This is a genomic window from uncultured Veillonella sp. (assembly GCF_905209685.1).
In the GTDB taxonomy this organism is placed as follows: Bacteria; Bacillota; Negativicutes; order Veillonellales; family Veillonellaceae; genus Veillonella.
In genome coordinates, this window is record NZ_CAJLUB010000045.1 from 1 (window position 1) to 12396 (window position 12396).

Below are 12396 nucleotides of genomic sequence, written 5' to 3' on the forward strand. Positions count from 1 at the left end.
GTCATACGTACTTGCTTGAAAGTGCGGATAATAGTAATCATTGGGGCCGTTACTCTTTCTTGGGCTATGATCCTAAGATCGAGCTATTCTGCAAGAACCATAAAATGACTATTAAAGATGGTACAACACGTACCTTTGAGTGCTCTGACCCAGCTGCAGAAATTCGCAATATTTTAAGTCAATATAAAAGCCCTCGCTTAGAAGAGTTGCCAACCTTCACAGGTGGTTTTGTAGGGTACTTTGCTTGTGAATATATTCGCTACATCGAGCCAACATTGGATTTCCCAACACCAGATGATGACTCTGCTATGGTCAACGATGTAGACCTTATGCTCTTCGATAAAGTAATTGCCTTTGACCATTACAAAAATAAAATCTACTTGATTGCTAACATCAGCACAAACGATTTAGAACGTAACTATAACAAGGCTGAGCTTGAGTTGAAAGCATTAGCTGATCTTGTTGTAAATGGCAAAGAGGCGGATGTGCCAAAAGGCGTTCTTAAAACAGAGTTTACCTCTGAGTTTACAAAGGACGAGTTTGAAGCAGTTGTTAAAAAGACACAGCACTACATCAAGGAAGGGGATATCTTCCAATGTGTTGTATCTAACCGTCGCGAAGCTGAGTTCGATGGCAGCTTGTTAAATGCGTACCGCGTATTGCGTACGTTGAACCCATCTCCATACATGTTCTACCTATCTGGTGGGAATGTTGAACTTACAGGTGCTTCTCCAGAAACATTGGTAAAATTGACAGATGGTAAGATGTACACCTTCCCAATTGCAGGTACTATGCGCCGTGGTAAAACCGAAGCAGAGGACCTCGCCATAGAGGAAAAACTTATCAACGACGAAAAAGAGTTGGCTGAACATAATATGCTTGTTGACCTTGGTCGTAACGATTTAGGTAAGATTTCCAAATTTGGTTCTGTAAAAGTTGAAGCGTTACATATGTTGCAACGTTTCTCTCACGTAATTCATATTACATCTACTGTAAGCGGTGACATTCAAGACGGCAAAGATGCACTGGATGCCATCGGTGCTACATTGCCAGCAGGCACATTATCTGGGGCCCCTAAAATCCGTGCTATCGAGATTTTACACGAACTTGAAAAAAGCCCTCGCGGCGTATACGGCGGTGCTGTAGGCTACATCGATTTTTCCGGTAACATGGACGTATGTATCGGTATCCGCATGGCTATGAACAAAGGTGGTAAGGTCTATGTTCGGGCTGGCGCTGGTATCGTTCGCGATAGCGTACCTGCTAGTGAATACAATGAAACTTTGATCAAAGGCCAATCCATGATTTCCGCAATTACAGATGCACAGGAGGTAGAATAATGGTACTCCTTATAGATAATTACGATAGCTTCTCCTTCAATTTATACCAATTAGTAGGCTCTATCGATCCAGACATTAAAGTCATCCGCAGTGATGAATTAACAGTTGAAGAAATCCGCGCTTTAAAACCAGACTATGTGATACTTTCACCAGGACCTGGCAGACCAGCTGATGCAGGCGTATACGAAGACCTATTGCGCGAATGCAAAGGTGAATTCCCAATCCTCGGCGTATGCCTTGGTCACCAAGCCATCGGCGAAGTATTCGGTGGCACCGTTTCCTACGCAAAACAAGTTATGCACGGCAAACAAAGCGTAGCCAAACAAGTACACCCATCCAAAATCCTTAAAGGCGTACCAGAACAATTTGAAGTCGCTCGCTACCACTCCTTGGCAATTATCGATGAAACAATGCCAAGCGAACTCATCGTTACATCCATTACAGACGACGGCGAAGTAATGAGCGTAGAACACAAAGACTACCCAATTTACGGCGTGCAATTCCATCCGGAATCCATCATGACACCGAACGGGGAACAAATGATTCGCAATTTCTTAGAAAAATAAACGAGGAGCTATAAAATGATTAAAGACGCATTATATGCAGTAACACATGGTCAAGATTTATCCTATGACCTTGCTAAAGATACAATGAACAAGATTATGAGTGGTGATGTAGCCGAGGTGCCTATGGCAGGTTTCTTGTGCGCTTTGGCAGCAAAGGGCCCTACTGTAGATGAAGTTACGGCTTTTGCTGAGGTTATGCGCGAGAAGGCTGGTTCTGTACCTCATGTAGGCACTGTTGTAGAAATCGTAGGTACTGGTGGTGACGAAGCAAATACATTCAACATTTCTACTACGTCTGGCTTTATCATTTCCGCTGCAGGTATTCCTGTAGCAAAACATGGTAATCGCAGTGTATCTAGTAAATGTGGGGCTGCTGATTTAATCGAAGCATTAGGTGCTAAATTAGAGCTTAATGGTGAACAAAATGAGGCAGTCCTTAATAAAGCGAATATGTGCTTCATGTTTGCTCCTGTGTATCACCAAGCTATGAAGTATGCTGGTCCTGTACGTAAAGCGTTAGGCGTTCGTACAGTATTTAATATTCTTGGGCCTTTGGCAAACCCAGCAGGTGCTACTGTAGAGTTGATGGGCGTGTATGATAAATCTTTAGTAGAACCATTGGCTCGCGTATTGGCTAACCTTGGCGTTAAACGCGGTGCAGTGGTACACGGCTTTGACGGCCTTGATGAAATTACAGCTACCAACAAAACGTACGTATGCGAAATTAATAATGGCACTTTCACAAGCTATGAATTCGACCCTAAAGAATATGGTTTCGAATATGCTGATAAAACTGAGCTTGAAGGTGGCGACGCTACTGTAAATGCTGAGATTACACGCCGCGTTCTCGGTGGTGAGCAAGGTGGTAAACGCACAGCCGTTCTTCTTAACGCTGGTATGGCGATTTATCTTGCAAAAGATGGCATTACATTAGCAGAAGGCATTGAAGAGGCGAAAAATATGATCGACTCTGGCAAGGCGCTTGCCACAATGGAACAATTTGTGAAAGCAACCCAAGAGGTATAACCATTGATTTTAGATAAGATTGTAGAGGCTACCAAAGTTCGAGTGGCCCAAGAAAAAGAGGTGGAAACGCCTGAGGCTGTGAAAGCAGCGGCCTTAGCGTTACCATCCGATACAGGATTTCCTTTTGAAGCAGCCCTTCGCCAGCAAGACTTTAACTTCATTTGCGAAGTAAAGAAGGCGTCTCCTTCAAAGGGTATTATTGCTGAACATTTTCCATATTTAGACATCGCCAAAGAATATGAAGTAGCTGGTGCAGCAGCCATCTCTGTATTGACTGAGCCAGACTTCTTTAAAGGGGACAAAAAATATTTGCAAGAAATTGCTAGTACTGTAAAAATCCCTGTCCTTCGCAAGGACTTCATCATCGATGAATACCAAATCTACCAAGCGAAGGTGTGGGGCGCTAGTGCTATCCTCTTGATTTGCGCGTGCTTAGATGTGCCTACATTGACGAAGTTCCGTGAGTTAGCCGACTCTCTTGGCTTGTCCTCCTTAGTAGAGGCTCACGATGAGCATGAGGTACAAATGGCTATCGATTGCGGTGCCCGCATTATTGGCGTTAATAATCGCAACTTGAAAGACTTTACTGTAGACGTACAAAATAGCGTGCGCTTGCGTAATCTTGTTGAAGACGATGTGATCTTCGTATCTGAAAGTGGCCTAGAAACGCCAAAGGATATCCAAGTATTGCGCGATAACAACATCGGCGTAGCCTTGATGGGTGAAACCTTTATGCGTTCGCCTAACAAGGTTGAGAAACTGGCATATCTCTACGGCCCGACTTACTACACTCCGAAGGTTAAGATGTGTGGCATCTCTAAGGTGGAAACAATCCCTGCTGTAGTAGAAGCAAAGCCAGACTACATGGGCCTTGTATTTGCACCAAGTAAACGACAAGTTACTGTAGATCAAGCTAAAACATTAGTGGAAGAACTACATAAACAATATGCAAAAACTTATGATACAAATACGGTGCCAGTGAACGCTGAGGGAACACAAGATACTAATGGATTTGGCGAAGAAAACACCAATTCTGAAGCTATTAAAACGGTAGGCGTCTTCGTCAATGAAACGTTAGATAATCTCGTTATAATCGTTAAAGAAGTCAATCTTGATGCGGTGCAATTGCACGGCGATGAAGATGAAGCTTTCATCCAAGCTCTCAAAGAGAAAACAGACGTAGAGGTTTGGAAGGCTGTTCAAATCCGAAGTGCTGCAAATGCAGAAGAGTGGATCGATAGCAGTGCTGATATGTTATTATTTGATGCGTACCACAAGGACGAGCGTGGCGGTACGGGTGAAGTGTTCGACTGGTCTTGCTTGGATGAGTTTGAACGTCCGTTTATGCTTGCAGGTGGGATCGACAGTACTAACGTGGCGCGTGCTATCCGCACAGTTCGCCCTTATGGCATAGATATTAGTAGCGGCATTGAAACAAATGGCGTGAAAGACGATGAGAAGATTAAAGCTTTCACAAACATCGTGAGAACCATAGCTCACTAAATGTTGAAAGAATAAGGCCTATTATAGGCGAGTAATCATAGAAAATACATAAATCTAAGATATAATAATATTTTAGACACATCCGATGGAATTCATCGATTGTTGAGATAGATGCCAGTAGTAACGCTATACAGGCGTGCTAGAAGGAATGGTATATGGAAAGGTAAGTTATATGAGTGAACAAAGACATGGTTATTTTGGCTCCTTCGGTGGCCAATTTATGCCAGAAACATTGATGAATGCAGTCATCGAATTGGAAGAGGCATACAACAAGTACAAAGATGATCCTGATTTCGTGCGCGAACTTGAGGATTTACATAAAAAATATACAGGTCGTCCATCCCTTTTATACTATGCAGAACGCATGACAAAGGACCTTGGGGGCGCTAAAATCTACTTAAAACGTGAAGATTTGAACCATACTGGGTCTCACAAATTGAACAATGTAATCGGTCAAATGCTATTGGCAAAACGGATGGGTAAAACTCGTGTTATTGCTGAAACTGGTGCAGGTCAACATGGTGTGGCAACAGCTACTATTGCTGCGTTAATGGGCATGGAATGTGAAGTATACATGGGTGCTGAAGACTGTGAACGTCAAGCGCTTAATGTATATCGCATGGAGTTATTAGGCACTAAGGTGCATCCTGTAACAAGTGGTACTAGTACGTTAAAAGATGCTGTTTCTGAAGCATTGCGCGAATGGACAAACCGCATGTCTGATACGCACTATGTGTTGGGCTCTGTTATGGGCGCTCATCCATTCCCTATGATCGTTCGTGACTTCCAATCCATCATCAGCCGTGAAGCGCGTGAGCAAATCCTTGAAGCAGAAGGTAAATTGCCAACAGCTGTTATGGCTTGTGTAGGTGGCGGTTCCAATGCGATGGGGATGTTCTATCACTTTATTCCTGATGAAGGCGTTCGCCTCATCGGTTGTGAAGCAGCAGGTCGCGGTATCGATACAGAGGAACATGCAGCGACAATTGCAAAAGGTTCTGTTGGTATCTTCCATGGCATGAAATCTTACTTCTGCCAAGACGAAGACGGCCAAATTGCTCCAGTATATTCTATCTCCGCAGGTCTTGATTACCCTGGTATCGGTCCTGAACATGCGTACTTGCACGATAGTGGTCGCGCTGAATATGTACCTGTAACGGATGATGAAGCAGTAGATGCTTTCGAATATTTGTCTCGTTTAGAGGGCATTATTCCAGCTATTGAAAGTGCTCATGCAGTGGCACATGCGCGTAAAATTGCGCCTACTATGAGCAAGGACGATATCATTATTATTTGTTTATCTGGTCGTGGCGACAAAGACGTAGCGGCTATGGCGAAATATAGAGGGGTGGATCTTCATGAGTAAAATTAAAGACGCTTTCATAAAGGGCAAGGCATTCATCCCATTCATCAGTGCTGGTGACCATGGTATTGAAAATACAGAACGTTATATTCGCGTGATGGTGAAAGCCGGCGCCGACATGATAGAAATTGGTATTCCATTCTCCGATCCAACAGCGGAAGGCCCAGTTATCCAAGAAGCGAGTACACGTGCACTTTCTACAGGTGTAAAAATCAACGATATCTTCGATATGGTGCGCCGTTTGCGTACAGGCGAAAATGCAGTGACTATCCCACTCGTATTCATGACTTACTTGAACCCAATCTATGTGTTCGGTCGTGAAAAATTCTTTACCCTCTGCGAAGAGGTTGGTATCTCCGGCGTTATCGTGCCAGACATGCCGTTTGAAGAAAAAGGGGAACTCGCTAGCGTTGCTAATAAACACGGTGTTGAAGTGGTATCCTTGATCGCTCCAACATCTGAAAACCGCATTGAAATGATCGCAAAAGACGCAGAAGGCTTTGTGTACTGCGTATCTTCCCTCGGTGTTACAGGTATGCGTAGCGAAATAAAAACGGATATTAAATCCATCGTTGAAACCATTCGCAAATATACAGATATCCCTGTAGCCGTTGGTTTTGGTATTTCTAAGCCAGAACAAGCAGAAGCAATGGCGCGCGTATCTGACGGTGCTATCGTAGGCTCTGCTATCGTTAAAATCGTGGCAGAACATGGCGAACATGCAGACCAAGCGTTGTTTGACTACGTACAATCTATGAAACAAGCTGTGCTAAAAGCTGATGCATAATAAGAGCTAACGCATAATAAAATGCATACTAAAAAGGACGTTATACATGTGTATAACGTCCTTTTCAGTTAGTTAGTTTAGTTATGTGTTATATGACTGGATAACCAGTTAGGAAAGGGGAATAATTAGCCATTTGTAGAGTTAGCACGCGTATGCTCATAGCTACGCTTTGCTGTTGCATTTTTATCGTGTCGTTCACGTTTAGATAATTTGTGTTTTTTATGTTTCTTTTGTTCTGGTTTAAACCATGGATGAGCACTGCTATCTACTGTACCATCATCTTTTTGCACCATATAAGGATTGGCATCGACCTTGTAACGGTAATCTTTAGCTTGCGCCACATTGGCACCAATACCAACTGATAAGAATGCTGCCAAGCTGGCCATAGCTACTACTTTAGTCAATTTAGCGTTCATAATTATTATCTCCTATACAAACTTAATTGCACGAATTTTAGTTGTAAAAAATATATTATTAGTATAGATAAATTTAATGAAGAAAAAATGAAATAAAAGGTTTGGTAAAGCATAGTATAATAGGATTATCTAAGTTTGTATCATATCTAAATATAGTAGGAGATTTATGAAGCAGAGAGTATTTGAAATCCTCTATCGTGAGCTAGTAGAAAACTATGCGAATCATAAGGGACGAACAACGACAGCCGACTTTTGGCTTACCATAAGCGCTATGACCTTTGTATATGGTCTAGTTACTTTTATAACAGGTCTTGCCACATTCATACCCTATGGATTTTTATATGCCATATCTTTAGGGGGCGGCGTATTGATGGCATTAACAGTAGTGTTAGTATTGCCCACTATTATGCTGGTAGCGAGACGGTTACGCGACTCTAATAATGATCCAACATTGATGATTCTCATTTTTGTTCCTTTTATTGGATGGTTGGTTTTGCTCTACCTATTATGTAAACGGTCGGCTTCAACACAAGAAGTAAATGTAACTAATGAACAGATATCTGTAGAATCTAGCATAAGCAAAAATCGGTCTGTTTCGGGTGTCTTCATCGTGGCTATCCTTGTTTTAGGTTGGATTGCTAGCAGTGTAGGGACCTCTATGATGGGGCATAATTATATGGTAGAAGAAACAGCCTTTGGTAATTTAGGGCAGGGGGCTTTTACCAAAAAAGCAAACCGTTTACTAAATAGTGATTCTGCTACAACAGAAGGCTATCTAGTTGTAAAAGAGTATTACCAAGCGCTGGTTAACGGAGACTATCACAGTGCCTATCGTGAGTTGAGCAGTCGTGAAATGGAACGGTATGGTACCTTTGATCTCTGGCAGCAAGCTAAGGCGAAGGAACAACGTTCTGCTGTAGAATCTATACGATTGGATTATGTGTCTCAAGATGTTGATGATGATGTAACGGTGGATTATATCGGATATAGAGTGGACTTTGTAGATAAAAAACCATCTATGTTAGTACGTTTATATAACGTGGGTAACGGCTGGAAAATCGTTGGTTTTGAAGAGTTTGAGGAGGACTAGTATGGCATCTGTAAATGTATACGATTTAAACTATACCGATGCCTTTGTGCTAGGCATCAAAAACTACGCTAACTTTAAAGGGCGTGCCAGTCGTAGTGAATACTGGCGATTCATGGCTGGAATGATGATGATTCAAGGTACCTTGGAAGTCGTAGCTATTCTTTGTAAAGGTGTTGGACTCTATAATTTTGAGTCCATTATTGATACGATCACGTTATTAGTAACGCTATTTTTCGTGCTTCCTAATATCGCCATCACAACGCGACGCATGCATGATATTGGCCGCAGCGGCTGGACTCAGCTAATATCCTTTATTCCAATTATTGGGTTCTTTATATTCTTAACCTACGAATTAAAACGTGGCGATACCTGTGAGAATAGCTACGGAGAAAGAACTGCCTATACTCCTATTACGGCTACAATAAGCCAATCTACGGGGCTCGAAGAAACGCCGTCCCGAAAACAAGACTGGATTATGGGCATTACTATATTTATTCTTCAATCCATCGTATTTGGAGATACCATCGGTGATATATTATGGTATGGTATTAACGCTAATGGCTATATATAGTATTAATCTACGTTTAATAGCATAATTATTATTTTATTTTATAAAAGTTTAACAACTCCTTTATAGACAATATAACACTTTGTAGTAAAATGAAATCAAGATGAATTCAAAAATATAGATATGATTACTTCAAAACATATCTAAGTTACTATATGTGTTAAAGCAACAGGACTTTATGAGCTTCACTGTTTCCTGCTGTGAATGGAAGGAGTTTAGTATGAGACCTTGTCCCTATTGTGGACACGAGGTGTTAAAAAGTGAACGATACTGTCCAAACTGTGGACGTATTCGTAAAGCACCCATTTCGTTAGATAAATATAGTCTAGGCATGATTGAAAACTTTAAACAATGTTTTGTTTATAAATACGCTGACTTTGAAGGGCGTGCTAGCCGTAGCGAATATTGGAATTTCTTTTTGGTGTATCAATTGCTATTTGTAGCCATTCTATTCACCTGTGCATTCTTGAGCTATATCAGTCCGCTCTCTAGTGTGGTTGGCGTTGGCTTCGGGCTAGTCATTCTTGTACTTATGTCCGTCGTTATGGTCATCCCTAGCGTGGCTGTTGCAGTACGACGCTTGCACGATCAAGGCCGTTCTGGCGGACTTGTCTTTGTGGGACTCGTTCCTGTCATTGGTACAATTATATTGTTAGTGTTAATGGCTCTTCCTGGTGAAAGCCATACAAACCGTTTTGGATTACCAACAGGGCACGTTATTCTCACAAAACAAATGGCTCATGAAATTGGTTTAATAGATGCTACACCTACCACAGGCCTTACAGCAGGATTACTATGTGCAATCTTTGTGCTGTGGTTCCTGGTGGATCGATTACTTACAACTAGTGTGATGTAGTCACATAAATAATATATTTTTTTATAAAAGAAAGCTCCTACTTAATGTAGGAGCTTTTGGTGTTATTTACTACTAGTTAATATACTATCATCAAAGGTGATTTTATCTATGATGACTAGATTGTGGTTAGATCCGATAGCACGATTACCATATTTATGGAATTTTGTTTCTAACTCAATACGTTTAGCATTTTGCATTTGCTTTAAAATATCATTAGTTACATCTGGAGATGTTTCTTTTTTATAACGAATACCATTAATTAATAATGTATTGTCTTTTTCAATATATCTAATGATTGTACGACCTTCATCGTAGCTGAGTTGATTTTTATACTTATCTTTTTCTTTATCATCTTTTTCATTTTGAGGTGTAATCTCTCTAGCTGTTGTTGTCCGAGAGTCTTTTTGAAGAATAAAGTTGATGTTATACGTATTATTGGCTTGCTTTACACTATCATCAATTGATGGGAAGAGAGTTCCATGAGGACTAGGGTAGTTTTTCTCTGATTTATAAAATAGTTTATCTTCTGTTACCATATATTCTTTGCCATTTTCTTGGAATGTTATACGGTACATAACATTGTTGCCATCATAGCCAACCCAAGTTCCTAGATACTTGTTTTCGCTTTCACTTTTGCCGCAGCCTACAATGATAATAGTAGATAACAGCATAACCATAATTAAGCTAAGTTTAAGAATGTATTTCATATGCCATATCTCCTTATTTTGCGGTATCTAAAATAGAATCATTAAAGGAAAAATTAAATTGAATTGTTGGCTTTGGTTTAAAACTACCAAATGTATCTTTTTTGCGTTCTTCCACAACAAGTTTTTTCATATCTTCTTTTAAGTCTGGTAAATATGCTTGAACAGAATTATCATCAGATTGCTTTTTGAAGATTACTTTGTCGAAAACTAAGGTGCCATCTTTTTCGTTATAAATAATTGGTTTAGGACCTACATCTAATTTATTGTCGATAGCAACAGTAAGTTTGTTGTGTAAAGAATCACTAGACTTTGTTAAGAGATAGTCTGCATTGGCAGGAGCTGTATCCCCGCCATTTTTAGTGTCATCGGCTTCCTCAAGACCACTAGAAAAATAATCCATTAAAGGATAATAGGAGTAATCATATAAAGATACTAATAGTTGGCCATCGATATTTTCAATGATTAATTCTTGAATATCATCTTTATCATTAGTTTTATTATAAGCAATCCAAGTGCCTTCAAATTTGCTGTTAGCATTATTGTTTTTGTTATTATTATCACTACCACATGCAGTTACGAAGAGCATCGTAAAAGTGAGTAATAGTGTAATTATAAAGTTACGTTTCATATGCTCTCCTTATGCTGCATCGCCATAATATTTACGACGTAAGTAGAAAATGTAGCCACCACCAATGACAGCAACAATAGCTACGCCGATGCCAATATAGAATAACCAACCGTGGCTTGGTTTAAAAATAAAACGAATATGACTGTTTTGCGTGAAGGTAACAGTATTTTTATCTGTTAGTGTTCCGGTTTGAACACTTGCTGGATCAATTTCACCAGATACGGTAACTGTTGTTTTGCCTTGAGATGTTCCTAAATCTACAATATAAGTACCAGAAGTTGTTTTTTCCAAGGCAAGTAAAGGCCCTTGGTTTTTATTCCTTAACGTCATAGCATCTCTAACTTTATTAAGTTCTTCAACGTTGTTGAACTTTGAGTTAACAGTCCAAACATTATAAGGTGTTTCATCACCATTATCTACAGTAATCTCTTTTCCTTGATCATCAAGAGCCTTGATGGTATAGTCTTGAATATTGTATTCATTTATAATTTCTGTAATAGAGTCTTTTGGCAATGGGCCAGCTTGTGAGTTGATTTGAGCATTCCAAGTGCCACTACCATCACTATCAATTTTTACATCTGAATCTATTGTGGCACACCCAGATAGTAGTAACATACATAAACTAAGAATCATAAGGGATAATTTTCTCATAGTATTCCTCTCTTTCGCACTACAAATATAAACTATCTATAAAATGTTATTTATGATATATTGTACATTAATTAGATAAATCTAGGCAATATGTGCGGTTGAAAGAAATGATGAAATGTTAATGAAGTTTAAACAGGTTGGTATGTTTAAAAGTATATTAATTATTTTAGTGATAATTTGTGCTTTAGTAGGCGTTGGATACGGCGTATATAAAAATATGACGTATAAGAGTACTCCAGAGTATTCGCTAAAGTTGATTTACGATGTGATTCAAAATGGTGATGAAGAAACATTAAAAAAATTAATTGATATTGATACTTTGGCGAATAGGAGATATGAAAAAAAATTAGCTCTTTATAGACAATTAATAAACGAAGGTAAGGAAAAAGAGATTTTATTTCCCTATAAAAATCGAAAGGTAAATCTTGCTGAGTTAGAGCATTTATTAGCTAACGACCGTTTTAATAATGATATACATACTATTTTTACAGGTGGTGATGTAGATTCTCTAATGAAAGGGGAATCTCCAAATGCTAGATTTGTTGAGCATATTCTTATGTTACGTGAAGTTGATAGATTTAAACTAATTTCTTTAGAAACATATAAGATGTCCTCGGAACAAATTAGCGTTGTAATTGTTGGTTTAGATACAAAAGATAATAACTTGAAAAGTTTGTCTCTAGAAATGAAACAATTGTCAGATGGTATGTGGAAAATAGTTTGGTATGATTTTGCTTCTTTTGGATTTCCTGATTTAGAGCGAGATTATAATTAGTCTAATTACTCTAATTAAATAACCATAACTTAGTAGAATCTATTTGACAATATAGGTCTAGGAGCCCTATAATTATCTATTATATGAATATTGCGTTGAAAAAGACGGCACGTCTCAGAC

At 39.5% G+C, this 12396-nt stretch carries 14 protein-coding genes; 10 read left to right on the forward strand and 4 right to left on the reverse strand.

Features of this window, described 5'->3' with window-relative positions; genetic code table 11:
• The 6 genes from QZ055_RS04850 to trpA form a co-directional block, all read left to right on the forward strand.
• The coding region (locus QZ055_RS04850) for an anthranilate synthase component I family protein (RefSeq protein ID WP_295825009.1) at nucleotides 1-1340 on the forward strand (1340 nt) is incomplete at its 5' end.
• Nucleotides 1340-1906: an aminodeoxychorismate/anthranilate synthase component II gene (locus QZ055_RS04855; protein ID WP_119206233.1), complete on the forward strand. Its 567-nt coding sequence runs from the start codon at nucleotides 1340-1342 to the stop codon at nucleotides 1904-1906. The genes QZ055_RS04850 and QZ055_RS04855, both read left to right, overlap by 1 nt.
• 15 nt (nucleotides 1907-1921) lie before the next feature.
• The gene (gene trpD / locus QZ055_RS04860) at nucleotides 1922-2932 is read left to right on the forward strand and encodes an anthranilate phosphoribosyltransferase (RefSeq protein WP_295825011.1); all 1011 of its coding nucleotides are present in this window, start codon (nucleotides 1922-1924) and stop codon (nucleotides 2930-2932) included.
• 3 nt (nucleotides 2933-2935) lie between these two features.
• Nucleotides 2936-4435, forward strand: coding sequence for a bifunctional indole-3-glycerol-phosphate synthase TrpC/phosphoribosylanthranilate isomerase TrpF (trpCF, locus tag QZ055_RS04865; protein WP_295825013.1), 1500 nt, complete (start codon nucleotides 2936-2938; stop codon nucleotides 4433-4435).
• A gap of 172 nt (nucleotides 4436-4607) precedes the next feature.
• Nucleotides 4608-5801, forward strand: coding sequence for a tryptophan synthase subunit beta (trpB, locus tag QZ055_RS04870; protein WP_295825015.1), 1194 nt, complete (start codon nucleotides 4608-4610; stop codon nucleotides 5799-5801).
• Complete coding sequence (trpA, locus tag QZ055_RS04875) at nucleotides 5794-6585, forward strand: tryptophan synthase subunit alpha (protein WP_295825018.1); 792 nt, start codon at nucleotides 5794-5796, stop codon at nucleotides 6583-6585. The genes trpB and trpA overlap by 8 nt, the downstream gene beginning before the upstream one ends.
• Before the next feature lie 125 nt (nucleotides 6586-6710).
• On the opposite strand, the gene QZ055_RS04880 is transcribed toward trpA, so the two are convergent.
• Nucleotides 6711-7001: a hypothetical protein gene (locus QZ055_RS04880; protein ID WP_119206236.1), complete on the reverse strand. Its 291-nt coding sequence runs from the start codon at nucleotides 6999-7001 to the stop codon at nucleotides 6711-6713.
• A 166-nt stretch (nucleotides 7002-7167) separates the two neighbouring features.
• Between QZ055_RS04880 and QZ055_RS04885 the strand changes: the two genes are divergently transcribed.
• From QZ055_RS04885 to QZ055_RS04895, 3 genes are all read left to right on the forward strand, one after another.
• Nucleotides 7168-8091, forward strand: a complete 924-nt coding sequence (locus QZ055_RS04885) for a DUF805 domain-containing protein (RefSeq protein WP_295825021.1) — start codon at nucleotides 7168-7170, stop codon at nucleotides 8089-8091.
• 1 nt (nucleotide 8092) lies between these two features.
• Nucleotides 8093-8662 (forward strand): DUF805 domain-containing protein, encoded by a 570-nt coding sequence (locus QZ055_RS04890; protein WP_295230844.1) that lies wholly within the window; start codon nucleotides 8093-8095, stop codon nucleotides 8660-8662.
• A gap of 154 nt (nucleotides 8663-8816) precedes the next feature.
• Nucleotides 8817-9515, forward strand: a complete 699-nt coding sequence (locus tag QZ055_RS04895; protein ID WP_295825023.1) for a DUF805 domain-containing protein — start codon at nucleotides 8817-8819, stop codon at nucleotides 9513-9515.
• A 62-nt stretch (nucleotides 9516-9577) separates the two neighbouring features.
• On the opposite strand, the gene QZ055_RS04900 is transcribed toward QZ055_RS04895, so the two are convergent.
• The 3 genes from QZ055_RS04900 to QZ055_RS04910 are packed head-to-tail and all read right to left on the reverse strand — an operon-like array spanning nucleotide 9578 to nucleotide 11501.
• Nucleotides 9578-10222, reverse strand: coding sequence for a hypothetical protein (locus QZ055_RS04900; protein WP_119206240.1), 645 nt, complete (start codon nucleotides 10220-10222; stop codon nucleotides 9578-9580).
• A gap of 13 nt (nucleotides 10223-10235) precedes the next feature.
• On the reverse strand, nucleotides 10236-10850 hold the full coding sequence (locus QZ055_RS04905; RefSeq protein WP_156719407.1) for a hypothetical protein: 615 nt from the start codon (nucleotides 10848-10850) through the stop codon (nucleotides 10236-10238).
• Between the two features lie 9 nt (nucleotides 10851-10859).
• Nucleotides 10860-11501, reverse strand: coding sequence for a hypothetical protein (locus QZ055_RS04910; protein ID WP_119206242.1), 642 nt, complete (start codon nucleotides 11499-11501; stop codon nucleotides 10860-10862).
• A 121-nt stretch (nucleotides 11502-11622) separates the two neighbouring features.
• Between QZ055_RS04910 and QZ055_RS04915 the strand changes: the two genes are divergently transcribed.
• Nucleotides 11623-12276 carry a hypothetical protein gene (locus tag QZ055_RS04915; RefSeq protein ID WP_238672597.1) on the forward strand — a complete coding sequence of 218 codons (654 nt, stop codon included), beginning with the start codon at nucleotides 11623-11625 and terminating at the stop codon, nucleotides 12274-12276.
• Nucleotides 12277-12396: the final 120 nt, after the last annotated feature.